This window comes from Candidatus Kryptoniota bacterium (assembly GCA_036567965.1).
In the GTDB taxonomy this organism is placed as follows: domain Bacteria; phylum Bacteroidota; class Ignavibacteria; order Kryptoniales; family JAKASW01; genus JAKASW01.
This window is the reverse complement of the sequence record DATCTN010000031.1, coordinates 372,946-395,324: the sequence shown is the minus strand read 5'-3', so window position 1 is coordinate 395,324 and position 22,379 is coordinate 372,946. Positions and strand designations below refer to the sequence as shown.

General features: G+C 50.5%; 18 protein-coding genes. 1 reads left to right on the top strand and 17 read right to left on the bottom strand.

Translation table 11 applies throughout. The features are described 5' to 3' along the window. Nucleotides 1-26: 26 nt before the first annotated feature. The 10 genes from VIS48_16415 to VIS48_16370 all read right to left on the bottom strand — a co-directional run bounded on the left by VIS48_16415 (nucleotide 27) and on the right by VIS48_16370 (nucleotide 11,825). Entirely contained in the window at nucleotides 27-542 is a 516-nt protein-coding gene (locus VIS48_16415) for a cyclic nucleotide-binding domain-containing protein (protein ID HEY9167739.1), read from the bottom strand. Further along, complete coding sequence (locus tag VIS48_16410) at nucleotides 539-1,675, bottom strand: ion channel (GenBank protein ID HEY9167738.1); 1,137 nt, start codon at nucleotides 1,673-1,675, stop codon at nucleotides 539-541. Before VIS48_16410 ends, VIS48_16415 begins: the two co-directional genes overlap by 4 nt. Further along, complete coding sequence (locus tag VIS48_16405; GenBank protein HEY9167737.1) at nucleotides 1,675-3,411, bottom strand: M23 family metallopeptidase; 1,737 nt, start codon at nucleotides 3,409-3,411, stop codon at nucleotides 1,675-1,677. The genes VIS48_16410 and VIS48_16405 overlap by 1 nt, the downstream gene beginning before the upstream one ends. Beyond that, nucleotides 3,411-4,247 carry a ParA family protein gene (locus tag VIS48_16400; GenBank protein HEY9167736.1) on the bottom strand — a complete coding sequence of 279 codons (837 nt, stop codon included), beginning with the start codon at nucleotides 4,245-4,247 and terminating at the stop codon, nucleotides 3,411-3,413. Before VIS48_16400 ends, VIS48_16405 begins: the two co-directional genes overlap by 1 nt. Before the next feature lie 2 nt (nucleotides 4,248-4,249). Further along, entirely contained in the window at nucleotides 4,250-4,894 is a 645-nt protein-coding gene (locus VIS48_16395; GenBank protein ID HEY9167735.1) for a fumarylacetoacetate hydrolase family protein, read from the bottom strand. Between the two features lie 174 nt (nucleotides 4,895-5,068). Beyond that, nucleotides 5,069-6,187, bottom strand: a complete 1,119-nt coding sequence (locus VIS48_16390) for a GNAT family N-acetyltransferase (protein ID HEY9167734.1) — start codon at nucleotides 6,185-6,187, stop codon at nucleotides 5,069-5,071. 349 nt (nucleotides 6,188-6,536) lie between these two features. After that, a complete protein-coding gene (locus VIS48_16385) occupies nucleotides 6,537-8,333 on the bottom strand; it encodes an asparagine synthase-related protein (GenBank protein HEY9167733.1) in 1,797 nt (598 codons plus the stop codon). Between the two features lie 144 nt (nucleotides 8,334-8,477). Beyond that, the gene (gene msrB / locus VIS48_16380) at nucleotides 8,478-9,008 is read right to left on the bottom strand and encodes a peptide-methionine (R)-S-oxide reductase MsrB (GenBank protein ID HEY9167732.1); all 531 of its coding nucleotides are present in this window, start codon (nucleotides 9,006-9,008) and stop codon (nucleotides 8,478-8,480) included. Between the two features lie 16 nt (nucleotides 9,009-9,024). Next, nucleotides 9,025-10,767, bottom strand: a complete 1,743-nt coding sequence (locus VIS48_16375; GenBank protein ID HEY9167731.1) for a cytochrome c biogenesis protein DipZ — start codon at nucleotides 10,765-10,767, stop codon at nucleotides 9,025-9,027. Between the two features lie 185 nt (nucleotides 10,768-10,952). Beyond that, nucleotides 10,953-11,825, bottom strand: a complete 873-nt coding sequence (locus VIS48_16370; GenBank protein HEY9167730.1) for an ADP-polyphosphate phosphotransferase — start codon at nucleotides 11,823-11,825, stop codon at nucleotides 10,953-10,955. A gap of 155 nt (nucleotides 11,826-11,980) precedes the next feature. Between VIS48_16370 and VIS48_16365 the strand changes: the two genes are divergently transcribed. Beyond that, nucleotides 11,981-12,595: a hypothetical protein gene (locus tag VIS48_16365; protein HEY9167729.1), complete on the top strand. Its 615-nt coding sequence runs from the start codon at nucleotides 11,981-11,983 to the stop codon at nucleotides 12,593-12,595. Nucleotides 12,596-12,657: 62 nt separating this feature from the next. Here VIS48_16365 and VIS48_16360 read toward each other — a convergent pair whose 3' ends face one another. The 7 genes from VIS48_16360 to VIS48_16330 form a co-directional block, all read right to left on the bottom strand. Next, nucleotides 12,658-13,521 (bottom strand): dioxygenase, encoded by an 864-nt coding sequence (locus VIS48_16360; GenBank protein HEY9167728.1) that lies wholly within the window; start codon nucleotides 13,519-13,521, stop codon nucleotides 12,658-12,660. After that, entirely contained in the window at nucleotides 13,514-14,191 is a 678-nt protein-coding gene (locus VIS48_16355) for an MBL fold metallo-hydrolase (GenBank protein HEY9167727.1), read from the bottom strand. Before VIS48_16355 ends, VIS48_16360 begins: the two co-directional genes overlap by 8 nt. Nucleotides 14,192-14,495: 304 nt before the next feature. Next, nucleotides 14,496-18,038 (bottom strand): hypothetical protein, encoded by a 3,543-nt coding sequence (locus VIS48_16350; GenBank protein ID HEY9167726.1) that lies wholly within the window; start codon nucleotides 18,036-18,038, stop codon nucleotides 14,496-14,498. Between the two features lie 24 nt (nucleotides 18,039-18,062). Further along, nucleotides 18,063-18,830, bottom strand: a complete 768-nt coding sequence (tpiA, locus tag VIS48_16345) for a triose-phosphate isomerase (GenBank protein ID HEY9167725.1) — start codon at nucleotides 18,828-18,830, stop codon at nucleotides 18,063-18,065. Between the two features lie 111 nt (nucleotides 18,831-18,941). Next, nucleotides 18,942-20,405 (bottom strand): Asp-tRNA(Asn)/Glu-tRNA(Gln) amidotransferase subunit GatB, encoded by a 1,464-nt coding sequence (gatB, locus tag VIS48_16340; GenBank protein HEY9167724.1) that lies wholly within the window; start codon nucleotides 20,403-20,405, stop codon nucleotides 18,942-18,944. A gap of 90 nt (nucleotides 20,406-20,495) precedes the next feature. Continuing rightward, nucleotides 20,496-21,659, bottom strand: a complete 1,164-nt coding sequence (gene sucC / locus VIS48_16335) for an ADP-forming succinate--CoA ligase subunit beta (protein ID HEY9167723.1) — start codon at nucleotides 21,657-21,659, stop codon at nucleotides 20,496-20,498. 350 nt (nucleotides 21,660-22,009) lie between these two features. Further along, complete coding sequence (locus VIS48_16330; GenBank protein ID HEY9167722.1) at nucleotides 22,010-22,249, bottom strand: hypothetical protein; 240 nt, start codon at nucleotides 22,247-22,249, stop codon at nucleotides 22,010-22,012. Nucleotides 22,250-22,379: the final 130 nt, after the last annotated feature.

Sequence of the window (22,379 nt, the reverse complement as noted above, 5' to 3'; positions counted from 1 at the left end):
TTCGAATTATTGCGGCCCTTTGGAGTTTATCTCTCCAGTGCGATGCCGAGGGCGGTAGTCACTTTCAGCAAATCGTTATTCGTCTTGTTGAGCCGATCGCTCAACACCCATGCCACATTGAGCATGGTTCTGTATCCGATTTCATAATCGGATTCCGCCAGCTTGACGAAATCCGCGAGATTGATCACGGCGAACCTGGACGGGGCCGAAGTACGAACCGTTGCGCTCCTCGCGCTCTCCTTATCGAAGAGAGACATCTCTCCGAAGAACGGAAAATTTTTTGCCGAGAGCCGGAGCAGCGACTTGTCGCGGGGATCGACCGCGGCACCGGATGAGTGAATGACGAGCGACTTGGAAACTTCGACTTCACCGGAAAGAAGGATGAAAATGCTGTCGCCGCTTTCGCCTTCCTTGAAAACCAACTGGTCGGCCGGAAAGTTCTTTACTGTGACGATGCTGGCGATCTTCGCGAGCTTGTCTTCGGCAAGACCGGCAAACACCGTTGTCTTGCCCAGATCGATATCAAGCGATTGAGTTCTCATCCTATCACGATCGCGTCTTCTTTTTCCTGTACGACATAATCGAGAGGCGGATTCAGATTCAGGCGGACGCCGCCCTTCTCGAGCATATCAAGACCCGCGGCCTTGAATTTTCTTTCGATGAATGCGTCTATCGCGCTGTAATCCGCCGATAAAAGATCGGTCAGCTTCACGGACTCTTCTTCCACAACCATCCCGATGGCTATGCTGTTCTGATGCGACTTGAAATAATCCTGGAGCTCGCGAAAACTTTTTCCGACAAGCTCCCGCGGGACGTGGACTCGCGCCAAACTCGTCCCGGCTTCACTGCTCAATAAAATCGCGGCTGTCTGTGCCACGCCTGGCGACGATATGTCCGAAGCCAGGAGGTAGCCGATATGATCGTCGCTGACAATAACGTCGTCGACATTCGCTCGCCGCAGATGCGAGAGGTTCTCTTTGTCGATAATGTGCGCGTAAACTTTCAAATCTCGCTTCATCGACTTAATGGCTAGCGCGGCGGGAAGCGTTTTGTCGTCACGAGGAGAGGAAGTCGTCGACATGTCCGGGATTATTATCGCCGCCCGCGCTTCTTTGATATTCGCCCTTGAAAGCGTCGGTTCTTTCGTGTAGTCACCGTGGACATACTTGACTGTCAGATTACGATAACCGGACATGACTTCCTCCATACGCTCCGGAGGCATCTCGTTAACAAGAACGACGGTATCCTTCCTTCCGGCCGACGTCCTGTCGAGCGTCTCAAGGAGGCTGTCGAGCCTCTCGTTCCACCCGCAAACGATTATGTGTCCTTTAATCTTTACCTGTCTCAATCCCTGGCTCTCTCTTATTCTTTGCGCTACGAATAACGAGGAGATCGTCGCCGTTAGAAGCGAGATGACGGAAATTCCCGCCAGCATTACGAACATCCCGACGATCCGCCCGAGGACGGTATGCGGAACGATGTCGCCGTAACCCACTGTCGTCATGGTGACCACCGCCCACCAGATCGCGTCCCAGAACGAATGAATCTGACCACGATGCCATTCGGCAAAATACGCGAGGCACGCTCCGACGAGAACCAGCCCGATGAGTGCGGCGGTAACCGGAACAAGATTTACACTTACTCCAGTGTCCCGTCGTTTCCAGAATCTTTTCATCAGACCCTTTTCCCAAAGGAACCCGCTCTCGTCCTAGATACGATCCTTCTCTCATTCCCTGCGTTGTCATGTACGGACAATTCCACCTTTTTCGCCGCCAGCAGTCTTTCTCTGCTCACACTGCAAAATGCTGAATGCTTGTCGACATCGTACTCACACAAATATGTCCGGTCACCGACTTTGAGTAATATATGGTCCGTGTCGACTCCTGACATGCTGTCTGACACTTTAAAATATACAAAAACTCGACTTAAGTCGTTCGGCGCGACGGAAATGTAAAAGGGATTCTTCCTGGCAAACCGGATTTTCCCCACCGTCGGCGGCGTTTTATCTTTTTGCAACGAGAATTCGCCTGTTTTGTAGGCAATTTCAGCGGTGAGGACTTTTCCGTCGTTCTTGCTGAAGACCGGTGTCCAATGATTTCTAACTCTGCGAAAGAGAGTGACATCGCGATCATCAACTTTCCAGACGACGTCAATTCTTCTTCTGAGCTGCCGGTTTGCCGGGAGAATCGAAAAGGATGTAGGAGAGTTCTGGTCGACAGTGACATCCACGTCTCTATCGAAGCAATTCGTCGGGAAATTCAAAGTCAGGCTGGTTGAAGGCGAAATAGTTCTCTCATCGAAAGGTTGGAGGGACAGCATGAAGTTCCCGCCGGCGTTGGCGTTCTTACCAGCAGAGGAGGGAATATCAAGGAAGAACGTTCCCGCCACGCTTACCCTGTTGCCGTCCTCGTCTTCGATGGAAATTTCGTAGGTGTGTTTTCCGTTTCTGAAATTTCCGCCGATGACTCCGCTGCCGGGCGAACCGGGAGTAAAAACGGAAAACGGGATCGCGCGGTCCACGCAAAGTTTGTAGTACGTCTTAGATCGGCGGGAGAGGGAGAGATCGACAAGAGAACTTATGTCGAGATCGTCATCGACATCAACCCGCGTCAGATCGAGGCTGAGTACCTGGAGATCGTCGACTTTCAGCTGTATGAACTTCGGCGGACGCTTGTAAGCTCCATGCCCGTATGAATCCGCCGCGTGAACAATAAAGTAAAAGGGTTCCCGCATTCGGAACTCACCTCGTGATCGATATTCCTTCCCGGATCTCACTACGCGTGCGACTCTTGCTACGTCCGAATTGAATCCACGAACGGCAACTCCGAATATTTTCGGGGTCCGGAATCCGGACACATCAAGGGAACTGTAGATCAGCGGATCGATCGGAGAAAAATCTTTTCCCCTTATTTCAAAATGAAGATGGGGACCTCCTACACCGGTCGCTCCTGTGCGAGCAATTATTTTTCCGCGTTCAACCTTTATTTCGGAGGATGAGAGATAGATATTCACTCCGTACTTCCCTGCCTCGCTTTGTTTAGCGTCAACTTTCTTTTCGATATCGCTGCTGAATTCCGAGAGATGTCCGTAAACCGTGAAAGTCGAATCATCATGCCTGAGGACGATCATCTTTCCATACCCGAACGGAGACACAGATATTCGGTAGACATATCCCGCTCTCGCGGCATACACGGGATAACCGATCTTCCTGTTCGTGGAAATATCTATCCCCGCGTGAAAATGGGAGGAACGATAGTCGGCAAACCCCGAGTTTATCTTATGTGAAGCGTCAGTCGGAAATAGATAAGAATTGCCTCCCGAATTGGAGATGATGTGATTTGTCGAGGCGACGGGGTCAGCGACAGTTAAGGAAAGACAGAGGAATAGGAGACCGCGAGAAGCAACACCCATCAGGCGGGATTCACCCCTGAAGCGCCCGGGCTCTCATTGGCTGCCACCGCCGGGATCTCGCCCGTTCCGGCAGAGAGAGATTCACGCGAAATGAGTTCAGTGGCAAGTTCAAAGTACGCTTGAGCCCCTTTGGAATTTATGTTGTACAGAAGCACAGGTCTTCCATAGAATGCGGCTTCAGCAAGCGTTGAATTTTTCGGTATGACAATCTTGAAAAGAAATTTGGAATACCTTGAACGCAGCTCGCGCCCGGTTATGTCGGAGATCTTAGTGTTGGGCTCGAACATCGTGAGGAGAATACCCTCGACAAAAATCTGCGGGTTCGCCACTTCGCGAATCCATTTGAGGTAGCGCATCAGCCGCATCACCGCATCGAGCGAAAAATGACTGGCGCGCATAGGGATGATGACTGAGTTCGACGCACATAGAGCGTTCGTTGTGATCCCGCGCAGAGTGGGCGGACAATCGATGATGACATAATCGTACTGGCGTTCTATATCCCTGAGCGCCATACGCATGACAGTCCTGTTCTCGCTCAATCTTAGGAGGCGTTCCTCCATTTGGACCGTGGATATATTCGATGGGACGAAATCGAGATAAGTCAGCTCGGTTTTGTAAATGACGCGGCTGAGCGAATGGGTATAGTTGAACACGTCGTATAATCCGCTCTTCACCTGGTCCGCTGTGTAGCCGAGTGAGATACCGCTCGCGCCCAGCGTATCGGCGTCTATGAGGAGAGTTTTCTTTTCCGCAGCGGCCAGACTTGCCGCCAGATTCACTGCTGTCGTGGTTTTGCCCTCTCCCCCTTTGGGAATTGCAATAGAAATTACGCGCATGATCAGATAACCGACATATCCAGTGAAGTCAGACCGACTAGTTCCGCATGAAGCCTGTCACCCGCCACGAGCCGGGAAACACCTTCAGGCGTGCCCGTGAATATCAAATCTCCCCTTTCAAGCGTAAACAGTTCGGAGATAAATGCGATGACATCCTCAATCTTGAAAATCGTATCGGTATAATATCCGTGCTGACGCTGCTGGTCGTTGACTGAGAGCTGAAGTTGAAGTGAATTGAAATCAAGTCCGTCAGTTGGGACGGCGTCGGATATGGGCGCCGATCCGTCGAACCCTTTTGAAATCAGCCACGGATTCCCTTTTTCTTTTAGCTCGTCTTGAATATCACGGAGGGTCAGGTCAAGTCCGATCCCGACGCCGGATAAATATGATCGCGCGTCAGATTTTTGAATCTTTCTTCCCTCTCTACCGATCACGAAAAAAATTTCGGTCTCGTGGTGAAGGTTCTTTGTCATTGCAGGGATCTTGACTTTTGCGCCGTTGTGTACGATCGCGCTCGAGGGTTTCATGAAGACAACAGGCCGACCAGGAACCTCGGACTTCATTTCGGCTGCATGTTTCGCGTAATTCTTGCCGAGACAGAAGATCTTCGGCACGATCACATCTTCATTAAATTTAGAGAGATGCACGGTTTTCATCAAGTGGAATATAAAAGAGGGTGGGTTATAGTTCAAGAATTCGTTGGCTCATTCCGCTGTTTCTGCTGCTGACTTCATTGCCAAGCTGTGATGTTAATGCAGATCGAACCCCAATTCCGGCGGAACCGCGAACTTAGAATTTAATGTCGACCTGAGAATGTATTATCAAACCAGTTCTTTCTTGTAACATCGCCGCCTCTTGTGCTGTCGTCGCTGGAAGAACTTCCATTGTGCCTGAACCTTTGTGTTCCCTTCCAGCTCGCGGTTCGTCTCGACAGTCTTTATCCCGTTTTTTATGAACGTCTCCATGACCTGTTTCATGAGGATCGCATTGACTCCTTTGTTCTGCAAGTCGGGGCGCACAGCGGTCAGGTAGAGATCTGCCTTCGGGTTCTTTTTCATGGCCCTGAGCAACGGGATGAATCCCAGCGGGAAGAGTCTTCCCCTGTTCTTCTGGAGCGCCGCGGATAGTGACGGCATAGTGATGCCAAAGGCGACTACGTTGTTGTTCGCATCCAACACGATCGGAACATACTCGGGTATTATGTAGCCGAAATATTGCTTGACATACACGTCGATTTGTTTATCCGACAGTTCGACAAATCCATAGAGATCTTTATATGCCGCATTGAGAACATAGAAAACCTCTTTAGCGTAGGGAAGCATTTCTTTCGGCTTCTTCGCTACCAGAACGTGGAGGTTATTTCTCTTGAGTGCAATGTCGGCGACGCGCGCGATCTCATCGTTGAATTCGGTTGGGGTCAAGACTTCGTACTCCACCCAGTCAGCGTCTTTACAGTAACCGGCCGACTCAATATGGCCAGCATAATAGGGATAGTTATAGAGAGCTCCAAGCGTACTGACCTCTTCGAATCCCTCGATGAGTACGCCCTCACCGTCCATGTCGGTGAAGCCCAGCGGGCCGTGGATCGACTTCATTCCGTTTTCCCTGGCCCATTTTTCAGCGGTGCTTAGAAGTGCCGAAGAAACCTCCCGGTCGTCTACAAAGTCGAACCATCCGAATCGCGCCGACTTAGCGCACCATCTTTCGTTGTATTTCTTGTTGATTATGCCTGCAATCCGGCCGACGATCTTGCCATCTTTATAAGCAAGCCAGTATCTCGCGTCACAGAAATCAAACGCCGGGTTCTTGTCGGGTCTCAGGGATTTCAACTCGTCGCCCCATAACGGGGGGACCCAGTATTTGTTGTCGCGATAAAGAGAATATTGGAACATGACAAACCGTTTCATGTCCCTGATGCCATCTACATCCTTTATTTGCATCCGACTGCCTCCATTTCATCCAGCCACAGAAATGTCCCGCGGCCTCATTACAAAGTTAAGTCGAATTCATTTAAGAATCCTTTCATAGAATAAAATTTTACAGGGCCCGGACTTAGACTTGTTCCAAAGATGACGGGGAAAGTTCGGAGCGCTATGGCAAAGACAGAGGGGTGAGAAGTAAAGAGCGAAACGTTAAAAATTTATAAAGCAAAGAAATGTGTAAGTGACTTGGCAAAAAGGCTCAGCGAAAAAAGATTTGAAATTCACAATCAAATGATTTTTCGGGGTGGCGGTTCAAAGAGAACCGAGTCGGATGCGATCGAGATCCGCTCCCGTTGTCTCTCATTCTTCAGCCGAGATGAACGGAACTCAAAGTATCGGATAGTTTCTCCCTCCAGAAATCGAAAGTGAGCCAGTCGTCGATGATCTGCGCGTCGGTTTCGTTGGGCTCCAGATAAAATTTCCTCACGGTCGTGTCCAATGAAACATGGTCATACAGCTCGCATTTCTCCACATCAGTCGAGTGGATTCTATCCAGAATAAATTCGCGCAGAAGGAGAAGCGTATTAAGACGGAACGATCTTTCCGTCTCGTGATTGCGCGATAAGAATTCTCTCTTGATTTTTCCAATCAACCTCGACAGTGAGATATTTCTGCAGGTCCAGTATGGCACCACGACACCATAGCTGAGAAGTGGAATCTTTGTAAGTCGTTTGTCGCCTTCTAAGATCATTTGCCGGTTGATCCTGTTATTCCTTCTTTTTTGGAGCGCGATTGAGAAAGATGCATTCAAAATCGACGGCTGTGCAAATGGCATGTAGTTAGGTATATGTGAATCATAAAGTCCCTGGCTGCCGCCCGCATAATTTTTCAGCCTGTACCTGAGATGAAACAGGTCTATCCAATTTTCAGGATCGTCCTCCAGCTCGTGGGGCATAGAGCGAATCGCATTTTCCATTTGTGCCATGATCGCATGACCAAAGGTCTCGCGGATTTCCCGCGCAAAGAACGCGGACCTTGGTGAGGCAAGGCGATTAATCATGGGCAGGAAGTTATTCTCCCGGAGAGCCAGTTTAACGGCCGGAAGAAGTGTATGTCCGTAAGATCGGCGGAGAAGCTCGCCATACGCGCCATCGATCATCCAGAAGCCGCGCCTGCCCATGTCGTCAAAGAGATCCAGCTTCGGATAACCGAACGGAGAGTCGGACATCTCAGTCCTCATTGAGTAGTCGCGAAGTTTAGCCGCAACTTTCTCCGCGGAATCGTTCTGGTTGGGCGTGTAATAGCAGATTTGATGTTTGACCGCGAACTCTTTCGCGAGCATTGCGGCGACAGAGATATCCCGATTATTTGTATCGCCAATCGAATGTACCTGCCAGGTTTCAGCCGGCGAACCCAGCAAAATTGCAAGGAGAGTCCTCGAATCGATTCCTCCGGACAATCCAAGGGTAAGTCTTTTCCCGTCGCGCAAAGGAAGCGCGACCATTTCCCGCAAGAGTGAAGTCACGTCAACTTCAGGAGATACTGTCGGAGTCCAATGGTGCCATGTATGATTCAAGCTGCCATTGATTATCGAAAGATGCCCCGACGGACCAAGCCTACTCACGCCGCGAACAAAACACTTATCGGACAGTGAATTGATCAGGGTCCAGGCGCTTGCGATTTCTTCAGGATCAATTGAGCATCCGGGTAAAAGCGAAACCATCCAATCGAGTCTCGAAGAAAAGGCGTGAAGATTTCCGATCCTGGTGAAATAGACTCTGCTCAGTTCCAGGACATCGCAAAAGATTTCAATGCGATTTTCGCTCCAACTGATAGCGGTGAAATGTCCGCCCAGGGCATGGACTTTTTCCTCCGACGGAGCGCCGGAAAGGAGCGCGTCCCAATCCTTTTCGTGCATGAGTGAAGGAACGCTGTCACCGCTTCTAATTCCGACACCGCCTGCAAGCCAGCCGGCGTTTGTGTCAGGCGTGATTTGGGATTTGAAGAGGTCCGGGAGACCGCCACCCAGAAGCAACAACCTGTCGTTCGAGACGGCAAAGACAGGATCTTCGCCCAACAATTTGATCAAACGATTTTTGAGGGATTTTCTTTCCGAGCGATCAATTATTCCGGTCGCAGGCGTCAACCCGATGAACCAACCCATTTACACGACTCGCTTTTTGAGAATTGCCCTGGTCAAATCTAGCGAGTCGGAATGAATTTTCAAATCCCTGCGTGCGATGCATGCCTCAGTACGTGAGGCGGTGATTGAAATGTGAATTTAGTCCGACTTGGCGGCGCAGAAAAATTACTTCGAGCTGTCCGGTACGAAGATTAAGGCGGCCGAATTCATGCAGTAGCGCTTGCCGGTGGGCGGCGGGCCGTCATCGAAAACGTGACCGAGGTGGCTTCCGCTTCTGTCGAGGACCTCCAGCCGCGGCTCGCCCGGAACGCTGTAATCCCATCGGAGCACAACTATGTCGGGGCTGATCGGCGCCCAAAAGCTCGGCCAGCCTGTGCCCGAATCAAATTTCTGCTCCGAGCGAAAGAGCGGCTGATGCGTCGCCGCGCTGTAGTACGTTCCTTTTCTCGTTTCGTGATCCAGCGCGCCCGTGAACGGCGCTTCCGTGCCGGCCTCTCGCAAAATATAATATTGCATCGGAGAGAGAACTTTTTTCCATTCCGCGTCGGTCCTGAATTGAGTAGAATCAAACGTGCCCGACACAATTTTGCCTCCCGGGTCCGATGGTCCCCCGGATTTCGCCGGGTGCCTGTATAGCCCCGCCGCTACTGCCGCAATAATCGTGACGCCGAGAATCAAACCCAAATTCTTTTTCATGCTCTTCTTCCTTTCCTCAACCAAACGTGAACGCAAAAGCTTCGATTCCGGGGGTCTCGAATTTCAGGAGTAGAATATGTCCACCCGATTTTCCCTTGAGATCGACAAGATTGTACAGCCGGTCGGCATTCACCGTTACTGTACCATCATGCACATCGGCACCTGCATTAGTGACATCGACCGGATTGCCGTCCATGAGGACCCGGACCTTTGCTGCTGAACCGGCGCTCCCGGGGCGGAGAACGAGATACACTTTGTCCGCGTAGAAATGATAGTTGAGCTCTGCATTTTTACCCGCCACGGCGTCTTCGCTCCGGATTTCCCATTCTCCGCCGAGGGTAAATGAATCTTGTTTCAAGCGATCCGAAAGTACAAACGTCCTCTTCCCGGTGTCGAGTTTATGAGACGGGAAAAAATATTCCATTCTTTCCGCGCCCACGTACGTTTCGGGCGACTGCATTCCGGTCGGTGTCTGATCAGGCATGTTGTCTATCGAAGACGCCAGCGACTGGCCGTTTTCTTTCAGGAGCTCCTGGATCGCGAGTTCCATTTCGTCATATTCACCTTCACCAAAATGTGTCCTCCTGATTTTTCCGTTCGCGTCGATCAAATATTCAGCAGGCCAGTACTCGTTGTTGAAATTGTTCCACGTCGAATAATCGTTGTCCTGAGCGACGGGGTAATGGATACCGTACATTTTGATCGCATCCTCCACATTACTGGTATTGTGCTCGAACTGAAATTCGGGAGTGTGGACGCCGACCACTACGAATCCCTTATCCTTATACTTCTCGTACCATGACGTAATGTGGGGAAGAGTCCTGATACAATTAATGCAGGTGTAAGTCCAGAAGTCAACTAGCACAACCTTCCCGCGGAGATCTTTCATGGTGAGCGGCTTGTCGGTGTTCAGCCATTTCGTTACGCCGACAAAATCGGGAGCCGGCGTATCCGCGTTGAAGTACAGGCTCTTCTTCGCCACGGGTATGATTTCCGTTTCGTTTTTTCCCTTGAGAACATTTAACTGCTGTGCGACCGCCTCATTAGACTCGAACCCGCGCAGGCTCGCGCTGAATTGCGGAAACGCATTCAATAATTTTGTCTCTATCAGCCTGTCGTAGCTCGTGTAAATTGCCAGGGCAGTCAGTACCATGATGACTCCAAATCCCTGCTGGATTCGCCCGAGATGCGCAGAAAGAAATCGTGTCCTTGTAATTACTTTCTGCCCGCCATAAGCGAAGAGGAACAGCGGTATTCCGACTCCTGTCACGTAGGCCACTGTGACTAATACGACTGCGAAGGTAACCTTGCCGGTAGCGGCAAGAGTGGCGATAGCTGCGAGTATCGGTCCTGCGCACGGAGACCAGACTATTCCAAGCGATAGGCCCGTCAGGAATCCCGCGCCGAATCCGCTCCCCGCTTTACCCCTTTGACCGAAATAGCTGCTAAGCCGGCTTATGAATCCCTCGATCACCTTGGAAAGTGCCGGAATGATCATAGTCAGCCCGAGAAAAGCGATCACGACCACCGCGAGGAAACGGAGTGCGTTCGGGTCGAAATGGAAAACTTTCACGAGGTATGATATCGCCAATGTAAAGAATGCGAAGCTGAGCATGATCCCAAGTGTGATGCCCATTGGCCTTTTGTGTCCCTTGGCCGCGACCGACGAAGAGAGAATTACAGGCAGAATCGGCCAGATACAGGGCGCGAGGATCGTAACCAATCCCGCAAGAAAAGCAAATCCGAGAAGTATAAGCATTATAATTTCTCTAACTTTGTTTTCAGATTAAAGTTCCGCCGTTCGGCAGGTGGAACGGCTCACTATCATATTTGTCGATGAATCGGCCCGCATCCTTACACAAAGCGATGCTTCTAATAATTCCAGGTCGACGAATTTCTGAGATCTTCCTTCTCATTTGACAGGAAGAAAACGAACTCCTGCTTTCACTCCTTTTCGAGGAGCTTGCGGATGGATTTGAGTTCCTCTCGTCTTTCGCGTGACGTTTTCGGATAATCCGATTTGAATGACCTGAGCGTATCAACGACGATCTGCGAAACAATTACGCGCGCATTTTCCTTGTCGTCCGCAGGAACTATGTACCAGGGAGAATCATTAGTACTCGTCGCACTTATGCATTCCTCATAAGCCTTCATATATTCCTTCCAGTGGCGCCTCTCTTTGATGTCCGCCTCACTGAATTTCCAGTTCTTTTCCGGATCATCGATTCGTTGGAGGAAGCGATTCTTTTGCTCGTCTTTGGACAAATGCAGAAAGAATTTGACAATCCTTGTTCCGTTCCTGTAAAGATGATTCTCAAATTGAGTTATCGACCGATAGCGGTGTTCCCAGAATTTTCCTTCGGAGGCAATATTCTCAGAAAAGCCTTCGCCATGGAGAAGGTCCGGATGGACTCGCACGATCAAGACTTCTTCGTAATAGGAACGATTGAAGATACCGATCTTCCCTTTTTCGGGGAGACATTTCGTGGTTCGCCACAAAAAGTCGTGATTAAGCTCCTCGGCGCTCGGTTGCTTGAAGCTGAAAACCTGGCAGCCTTGTGGATTGACTCCGGACAATACGTGTCGGATGGTGCCATCCTTCCCGGCAGCGTCCATCGCCTGGAAAATAAGGAGAACGGCATTTCGGCCCGATGCATAGTGGACATTCTGGAGCGCGCTTAATTTGGCCACATGCTCATCAAGCAGATTTCGATATTCCTTCTTAGATTTATAAATGGGATTCACCCTGGTCGGCCATTTCCTCAAATCTATCGTTTCGCCTTCAGGCGCCCGAAAGTCAGCTGATCTGATTTTCATTTATCTCCCTTCGTTCTTTCAAGTTTTTTCCACTAAAATATGATTTTGGTCAGCATCACACCCTGTAATTTTTCCAAAACATTACTCATGCTTTTCCGTTGGAACTAATGTCGTGTTTCATTTTGCGAATATGAAAAATACTTACGAGGGCAACCATGAAAGCAATTTCCTTCATCGTCGTGTCTTTTTTTATTTCAATGAGCGCGTGCGCACAAGAACAGACTCTGATCAGCGGGCCGATTGAAAGCGGCGGTTACGGCGGACCAGCTGTTAGGTTCTCGACCATCGACAACCATTTCGCGGTGATGGTCGGCGGGTACGGAGGATGGCTCATCAACCATACATTTCTCCTCGGGGGCGGCGGATATGGACTCGTGAACAGCATTTCCGCGCCGCAGGCCGCTACACTCTATTACAGCGCCGGACAGGATTTCCGTTTCAATTTCGGGTACGGAGGACTTTTCCTCGAATACATCGGAGCGCCGGATAATTTGTTTCACTTTTCCATCTCAACTCTTATTGGTGCAGGCGGAGTCGGATACGGCTATTGGAATAACTATTCGAATTCCTTATGGGGGATAAGTTCACCCACATCGGCCTTTTTTGTCCTCGAACCCGGCGCCGGAGTTGAATTGAATATTACACCATTCTTCAGGTTGAACGCCGGAGGGAGTTACCGGCTCGTGAGAGGAAGCGACCTTGTAGGCATAACTGATTCCGAATTGTCGGACCTTTCGATTTACCTTACTTTCAAGTTCGGGAAATTCTGAAGAAGTCTTCCATTAAGCGGAATCGACCGACGAGCCTGGTCGAAGGTGATCATATTATCAAGTCAGCCATTCCGGGCGGATTCATGATCTGATGAAAGAATTTTTTCGGTCAAATCGTCATCGGCGCTCAACAGAATCGCGACAAGCGACACACCGTAGTACATGAACTCATGGACAAGGGTTCTCCCGACAAAATGTTTGCGGTCTGACGCGCCTAGAGAAATGTAGAGCGGGTTAAGATTCCCTTCCGGCGCTGCAGCCCGGAAGAGCGACGGGTTGTCATCGCGAATCCTCAATATCTTTTCGAAATCACCAGCCGCGACGGTTTCTATCAGCTGATTGTCGAGCTTCTCGCCGGGCTCAAATCTGTCAGGACCGTAGTAACCGAATCTTATAAGATCAAGCCTGTGAAGAGGCGATCCCGTTCCTATAACGGCGGCAGTACAATCGCTCTTTTCAACTGCGCTCTTAATTGCATCGCCGAAGAGGAAATGTTCTTCCGGAGACCGGCCGGTAATCGATACCGGAACAACCTTCACGTTGCTCTCAGGGAACATGAAATAAAGCGGCAGCCACGCACCGTGATCAAGTCCCCACGAGTCCGAACCGGACACGGCTATACCTTTCGACGCCGCCTCACTCTCGATCAGAGCGACAAGAGTCAGATTGTTCTTCGCATTATATGAATATTTATAAAGCTCGTCGGGAAATCCATAATAGTCCTGTATGCAGGGTATATCCTCCCGCGATTCAATTTGGAATTCACTTTTTGACAGATAGTGCGGCGAGGAGATGACAATGGTGTCGACACCCTTTTCGACGAGGGCGTGACCGAATTTGGTATACACATCGTGAATCTTTGTTCTCTCGATGAGCGAAGTCGGTGCGCCGTGAGAGAGGTATGACGTCAGAACGACATTACCCATTTTTCGCACCGATCCCGGAACCATCGATGAACTTCTTTAATTCCTCTTTTGCGTTCCGTATCAACCATCGTCCCCCGTGACCGGCCAGGATGAATTGAAAATCATACTCGAGAATTTTTCTCCCGCTCAGAATTTGCAGTTCATAATCGTATGTCCACGAGAAATCCTCGGCGACAGGTTTGCCCCCGTCGGCGGTTATATGATCACCCGTGAACATGACGCGACCCGCCGGAAAATAGAGACAAGACGAGCCGGGAGAATGACCGGGTGTATGAATTATTTCGACGCCATTCAATTTCAAGGAGTTCTGGAATGTAATGTCCGGCGATTTAACGGCATATTTCTCAGACTGATGAATAATGAGTTTCGTGCCGAATTCTCTCCTGAATAAGTCTGCATCTGCGACGTCGTCTCTGTGAGTGAGAAATACAAATTCGGGAATCCCGGTGTTTTCAATGAAGCCGATATTCTGACGAATATACTCGGGTACATCGACCATAAAAGAGTTTGACTGAGTCTTGACAAGATATGAAATTCCGCCGAAACTGTCCGGATTCGGCGGAAAAGCAAATACTCGCGGAATCAACTCTTTCGGAGGAAGAGGAGATTTTGTGTCTATCGCTCCACCGCTCCTGGTGAGTGTCCCGTAGTTCGTTTCGAAAGGATTCATGTACTCATAAAACTGTTGACGATAGCTTAACGTTCCCCAGGTGAATGGGCCTTTCGTCCAAGAGTCTCGCGCGCAGAAAAATCAGGCCGCGTCTGATTCGAGTCGCGGATAGCGGCTCACTGGCTTAGTGTTCATGTTCCTCCACCGATCGTAGCAGATTTGTATCGAGACTTCACCTGGACTCCATTCCGATTTGTTAAGTTTAATTCCATCTCTACCGAATCACAAAAACAAGTTCACTTTGGTCAATATAAGAATCGAGCATTAGAAGAGTTTGAAGATCCGATGGTGTACCACGATGTAATTAGAAGAAAGCTCTTACTTCTGCCGTCATTGTGTGAATGGGCGCACCGCCCGGTTGGCTCCTCCCGGTGTAATCGGCGTTCGCCTGGATAAACGAGCTGATCCTGTATTCGAATCCGACTTCCCAGATATAGGTCTGCCCCGGAAGAAATCCGCCCGTCAACTCGAACGGGAGATAAATGTTTTGCGGCTGGTTGCTGATCGCGACTTCATCCCTCTCGAGTTGAAATCTCAATCTTCCTTTTGTCAGGATCGAGTAGGCAATCTTCAGCAACTCGGTATTCATCGAATTGGTAAGACCCGACCGGTAATCATCCACCGATTTCGAGAGCTGGACTCTGAAGGACGATTCCACGTTTATGTCTGGACGATAAGACAATTCGGAAGAGGCAGTAGAGGAGCCGATTTCATGTGCCCTATCGGTGTAAGTGGTGCGAACGTTGTCGTCGTTGAGCGCTACATCGAGCTCCTCGTAAAACGTGTCCGTTAATTTGGTTCTCAGCCTCGCACTTTGCTCGCGTTTGAAGCCGCGCTCGGTTGAGATCGAATACTGGTTCAGCGATTTAGTCTGAAGAAACCGCAGCCGCAGTGAAAAGTCACGGTTGTTCTGTAGAACGTAAACGTCCTGTTGAAACAGCTGCGAGCCGTTAATCGTCAGACTGTCGTTGAGGAACTTAGAAAGTCGAAGAAGATAAATATCGCTGACGTTCGAGGTCTGGTTATTCTCGGCTACCTGCCACATAGTGACCGTCGAGAGCGCTCGCAGGATCGAACTGGAGATGCTGCCGTTATTGTTAACAAATCTTTCCGGCGTCAATCCGACCCTGAAATTTGTCTTCAGGTCGACTACCGGATAGAGAGTTGCTGTCGGCCTGGTTAGCAGCGTATAATCTCCGTTGAAGTTGACTTGCTGGAAGTCCAGTGGGTTTGTAATATCGACCTGCCCATTGTGGTTTCCATCGATCCATTGGTACTGTCCTTGACCCGGCAGAACCTTCCAGAAGATTTGTTCGAGCCGGGCTGCCCGCTCGGTGGTTACCTGGTAGAAGAGATTGGTCTCAAGCCCGCGGGCGAGCGGATTGTAGTTGGTTTCCCACTTTGACAACACCGATTCGTTGTCGGAGTTGCCGAGATTTCTAAAACTCTCCGTGTATGTTTTCTTCCTGTAAGTCAATGTGAGATTTGACGAGAGGTCATTCCATTCGTTGAGGCGGACAGACAACTGGTCGGTCAAGGAGTTTGACGACGGCAATAGCGAGCCGCCGATGATGCCGCTCTCCTGTCTCTCGTAGATCTCTGCATCGAAATCGAAATGGTAAATCTGGCTTAACGTTACGCTCGGGCCGTACTCGACATACTTGTAGGAATTCGACCACAGCGAATCCGTGCCGGTCCCGGCAAGTCGCCTGTCCTCCGATGAAAGTCTGAAGCCGGGCGAGAACTTACCGAAAGAGAATTTCACGTCTCCGTTTTGCCTGAACCATTTTCCGGTATTGGAGAGCGCTTCGTCTTTGCTGTCAACGATAGTCGCCTGGTAATTGACGGACGGTATCCAGGCGGAGTCGCCGCCGAGGCTGGCGAGCGCAGAATACCTCCCCGAGCTGAAATCAGTGCCGCGGGTAATTCTGCCGACGTCGCCGCCGATTGTGAGCTTCGCAGCTTTCATGGCTGGCGAGAAATCAAGATGAGCTTGATTCAACAATTCATCTTCGGGGAGAAGGGAGTCGATCCCCCACTCCCGGTTAAACTCGACGTCATTGGTGCGGTCCATCGGGTTGAAATCCCGGTTCACAAATCTGGTCAACTCGTTGAAGTTGAGTGCGCCGATGTCCGCATCTCCCAGTTGAAGTCGCTTTGGAGAGTAACCGAATCCGAATTTCATTCCGTACCCGTCGGAAGTGACTCCGGGAAGCGAAGAGAGGCGGTTGACATCAAGACTGCTCGCGGAATATTCCAGGCTTAAAGAACCTTCGCTGTTGAATCTGTAGGTGGCGGCAACGTCCGCGAGCTGCTGGAACTGCGGCATAGGGAGAATCTCTATCGGGGCATAGTCTCCCTGCCCGACGCCGACAAAGTCAAACTCGCCGAACCCGACGGACTGGTAGTCGCCTTTTCCGCTGCCGACCTCGGAGAATGCGACGCTATACACAGCGTTATCGAGATTTGCCGTATCGGTGGGTTGCACAAATCTGTAGATATAGTATGGCTTGCCGGAGATCAGGAGAGAGTCGCTCCGGTACTGCCCCTTCCCGACTCCAGTTATTGAATCTCTACCGGCGTAGCTCACTCCGCTCCTGGACGCGGCGATCCTGTTCTTTCCCGCCGTGCTCAGGAGCGCTTTATCGGAGTCCGACAGGGTCACGCCGAAAGAAGTTGTCGGATCGTCTCCCTCCTGATAATACGAGACGTCGAGCTCGAGTTTGTTGTCCGCTAGTTTCGTTGAAGCATTTCCACCGGCGAAGGTTCTCTGGAAATCTCCGTTAGAGTACTCGAAGTCGACGAAAATCCTGCTTAGGTTAGTGATTAGATGTTTCGGTGTGAATGTGAGCTGCGCGTTTGAGTAGTCAATCACGTAATCGTTCGTTTCTCCCCTGGTCATCTGGATTCCGTCAAGATAGACTTTTTCAGTTCCCGCGATGATTATTATTTCTGCGCTTCCGTCGTCCCCAACAAGCTGGTACGGCCCCTGGCTTCCGTCGATAGGAGTTACCTGCTGCGTCCGGAATTTCCCCCTGCTCACGGCGCCGCTCAGCATGACTGACGATTCGCCGTAATTCGCGACACCCATTGCTCCTTGCAGCTTTCTGTGAATTATCCCGAACTCCGTACCGGTCTGAGTCATCTCAAAATCGCCGAGCGTGCCGGAGATATGAGGGGACTTTATATTCACAAATACTTTGTCGAACTCCTGCAAAGTTTTCGTGTTCCCTTCCGGCTGGATCGGACTCGATTCGTCCGTCAACGCCGCAGTAACCTCAACATCATTCGTGAGATTGCCCGCAAGCTGCATACGGAAACCCGAATTCAGGGTGAGGTCCTGGTTCGATCCGATGGTAAATCCGCGCACGATGCTTCCGCTCTTCTGTATCCCGCCTCCGAAAAGTTCGGAAGGACTGAGGGGTGCACTCTGCTCAATATACGTTACGTTTTTTTTCGAAGTCGTGTCGTACCTGACAATTGTCGTGTGCATGCTGTATTCGGTCGGGATGTCGAAGGGAAAATTCCTGTAGCTTATGCGGATCGTAAATGCGGAATCTTTTCTTCCTGAAAAGAATATTCCCGTCTTCTTGAATCTAATTGTGCCCGCGGTATAATCCATGACGTAATCCGAATCGCGCCTGAGCGTTATGGAATCCACAACCACGCAGTCGGAATTTCTGAATATGAATTTCTGCGGAAGGCGGATGAGGGTATCCGCGGAGGAGATGTGAGCCACGATCGAGTTGGATGTCGCCTGCCCGAAACACACGCCGAGCGCGCCCCATAGCGGAGAGGTCGCAACGGCGAAAAGGAGAATAAAGAATCCGGACTTAACACGAGACATCGTATCAGTCGGGCAGGCGTCACCTTATCTTGAAGCTGGAGAACTTTTCACGATCTTCGCGAAAGAATCTGCAGTGAGGCTTGCGCCGCCGACGAGTGCCCCATCCACGTCAGGTTGCGAAAGGAGCTGTGCAGCGTTGTCCGGTTTTACACTTCCTCCGTATTGAATCGTCAATTGTGCGGCAGTGTCCTTGTCGAAAATTTTCGCGACGGTCGTTCTGATGAACGCGTGGGCGTCCTGAGCCTGTTGAGGAGTTGCGTTGCGCCCGGTCCCGATGGCCCAAATGGGCTCGTATGCAATCACGAGAGACGAAACCTGCTGGGTCGTAATGCCGTTGAGCGCTGCTTTCACCTGGCGTTCCAGCACCTTCTCGGTAACGCCGCCGTCCCGCTCGCTTAAGCTTTCTCCGACACAGAGTATAACTTTGAGATCGCCGCTCAAAGCCTTCTTCACTTTCTTTGAAACAATTTCGTCCGTCTCCCCGAAATACTGGCGGCGCTCCGAATGGCCGACAATTACGTATTGCACACCGACGGACTTCAGCATTCTCACCGAAATTTCACCGGTGTACGCGCCGTCGTTTTCGTAGTGAAGATTCTGCGCACCCAATTTGAACTTCGTGCCCTGCAGCGATTTCGCCGCGACATCAAGCGCGACAAAAGGCGGACAGATAACCGACTCCGCAGCTGCATTATAATCGTTCATCTCTTTCCTGAACGCCGAGATGAAATCTGAAGTCTCATTTAAGTCTTTGTTCATCTTCCAATTAGCAGCAATGATTTTCTTTCTCATAATTCCTCGATAGTCAAGTTAGTTAGATTAGTTTGCGATTTTTCAGATAAGAATCAATTGAGAAACAGCGGACTATCATTTCCCCCTGCGCGCCCGGCACGGAAACACGAGTCAATTCCTCATTTTCTCCAGTTTTTGCCTGAGAAGGTCGTTAAGAATCTTAGGATTCGCTTTGCCCCGTGTCTTCTTCATGATCTCGCCGACAAAAAATCCGAACAACTTATCTTTTCCACCCAGAAACCGGCGGACCTCTTCCGGATTTGACTCGAGCACCTCCTGAACTGCTTTGTCGATTGCTGATTCGTCCGACACCTGGCGCAAGCCGTTCTTCTCCACGATGGCATCGGGAGATTGTCCGGACACGACCATTTCCTCGAAGACTTCCTTCGCGATCTTTGTCGAGATTGTCCCCTCGTTGATCAGGTCGATCATGCGCGCAAGGTTTTCTGGCTGGATCGAGAACTGATGTATCTTTATGAGCCGCTCGTTGACAACGCGCAGGACATCCGTCATCACGTAATTACTCGCCTGCTTGTACGCGTCGCGCGATTTCAGCCTTAGGCTCTCGACTGCAGTTTCGTAATAGTCCGCAATCTCTTTGTCTCCGGTGAGAATCGACGCGTCATATTTCGGGAGGGAATATTCCACGATGAACCTCTCTCTTCGCGCGCTCGGAAGTTCGGGGAGGTCGGATTTCAATTTCTGCTTCCATTCTTCGCTCACGAGGATGGGGACCAAGTCGGGATCAGGAAAATATCTGTAGTCATTCGCCTCTTCCTTCGAGCGCATCGGGCGTACTTCGTTCGTGTTCGCGTCATAGAGAAGCGTTTCCTGCACGACGTGCCCGCCGGATTCAAGAAGGAGATACTGTCTTTCGATTTCGACATCGAGGGCGCGCTCAACGTTGCGAAACGAGTTCATGTTTTTTATTTCGGCCTTCGTCCCCAGTTTGGTTTCTCCCCTGTGCCGAATTGAGACATTAGCGTCACATCGAAGCGAGCCCTCTTCCATGTTACCGTCACAGATCCCGAGGTATGTCACAATCTGTTTTATCTGTTGAAGATACAGGTGAGCTTCCTCCGCATTGCTGATATCGGGTTCGCTCACGATTTCAAGCAGCGGGACCCCGCACCTGTTCAGGTCGACAAGCGTATCGACGTCCTGGTCATGGATGGATTTCCCGGCATCTTCCTCCATGTGAATTCTGACCAGTCTGATTTTCTTCCTCGTCCCGTCCGGCTTTTCTATTTCAATGGATCCGCCGGAACAGATGGGTTGTTCAAACTGTGAGATCTGGTAGCCCTTTGGAAGGTCCGGATAGAAATAATTCTTTCGGGCGAAAATTGAATACGGAGCGATCGTACTTCCTGCGGCGAGGCCCATCCTGACCGCGAACTCGACGAGTTTCTTGTTGAGAACGGGAAGGACTCCAGGCATACCGAGGCAGACCGGGCACACGTTTGAGTTCGGCGGTTTACCGAACTTCGTGGAGCAGCCGCAAAAGGTTTTTGTCTCAGTGAGCATCTGGGAATGCACTTCGAGACCGATGACCGCTTCGAATTTGTTCCAGTTCAACCTTAATTACCTTGTGCGTAATAATGAACCTTCAATTGTGAACCGCTAACTGCAAATGAAGGCTCAAAATTGGGAAATTGAAATAAGTTTCTAGTTCCTGAGTGCTGCCGCCACTTTTTCCGCGGCATCTTTTAATCCTGTGGCGACCGCGAAATTCAATCCGGAATTTTTCAAAATTTCGGCGCCCTCCTTAGCGTTTGTTCCTTCGAGCCTGACCACGACCGGAAGCGCGACCGACACGCGGTTTGCCGCCTCGATCACACCCTGCGCGACCCGGTCGCACCTGACGATGCCGCCGAAAATATTTATCAGGATCGCTTTAACGTTCTTGTCGGAAAGTATGATCCTGAATCCGCTAGAGACCGTCTCCACGTTTGCGCCGCCGCCGACGTCGAGGAAGTTAGCGGGTTCACCGCCGGTGAGTTTAATGATGTCCATTGTCGCCATTGCCAGCCCGGCGCCATTCACCATACATCCGACGTTGCCGTCGAGCTTGATGTAATTCAGATGCGACTTTGACGCTTCGACCTCGAGAGGCGATTCTTCGTCGAGATCTCTCATCTCCACGATTTCAGGATGACGGTAGAGTGCATTGTCGTCGAAATTTATCTTCGCGTCGAGCGCCATTACTGCTCCCTCTTTTGTCAGCACCAGAGGGTTTATCTCTGCAAGGCTCGCGTCCGTCTCCACGTACGCTTTATACAAACCAGTCAGGAATTTTATGCCGTTCTTGTTCGCTTCGCCCTCGAGGCCAAGCCCGAACGCGAGCTTCTTCGCCTGATAAGGCATCAGACCTAACCCGGGATCGATTGTCTCCTTCATGATTTTCTCGGGTGATTCCGCAGCAACTTTCTCTATTTCAACTCCGCCTTCTGTCGAAGCCATCAACACATCCTTCGACGATGACCTGTCGAGTACGATTCCCGCGTAAAGCTCGCGCGCGATATTAATTCCCTGCTCGATCAAAAGCCGCTTCACGACTTTTCCTTCAGGACCCGTCTGATGGGTGACCAGAGTCATCCCGAGCATTTGCTTCGCGAGCTGTTTTACCTCTTCTATACTCTTCGCGATCTTTACGCCGCCGCCTTTGCCTCTACCGCCCGCATGGATCTGTGCCTTGACAACCCAAACGCTTCCGCCTATCTCGACCGCGGCCCTGACTGCTTCATCGACACTGAATGCGACCTTTCCTTTGGGAATGGCGACATTAAATTTTTTCAGAATCTCTTTTGCCTGGTACTCGTGTATCTTCATTAAGTCACCTCAGAAGGACAAAATTGTGGTAAGTCAATATATGAAAAGGGGTTTATGAACTCAAGAAATCCGAGTTAAAGAAGGAACACAGATGAAACGGATGGGACGAATGAGCACCAATTTCATAATATTATTTCTCTTCCGTGAGAATCCGTGACCGTCCGTGATATCCGTGTGCTGCCTTTTTGCCTTACCTCTAGCACGCTGAAGACACGGAGGGGACGGATGAGCAGGGATTCTACAATATTATTTCTCTTCCGTGAGAATCCGTGGCCGTCCGTGATTCCCGTGTGCTGTCTTTTTGCCTTACCTCTAGCACGCTGAAGACACGGAGGGTACGGAAGATTAGCTCATTCCTCGATCTTTATTTCGGGGGGCACCTCTTCTTCCGTCTTCTTATCGCTAAAGAGGGGACGCTTGGTGCTAAGGGACAAGACGGCTACTAACAATACAGCGACGTCGCCCACATACAGGATGGGTTGCATTTGATAAAACGCGATCGGTCTCAATGCGTGGGCACGAAGCAGCAGAAGTATCCACACGCCCACCAGTGCCACCGAGAACACCCGCTCGAGTATTTTGAGTTTCATACAGTTTCCTCCTGGAGAAAATATAGACGGACTATCCTGTAGAATCAAACTGCAGGCTTCAGTGGTAATGGCTCGGTTGCAAATCTTGGGGCAAGCCTTGACTTCTTTTAACGGCAGAGGGCGCAACCTC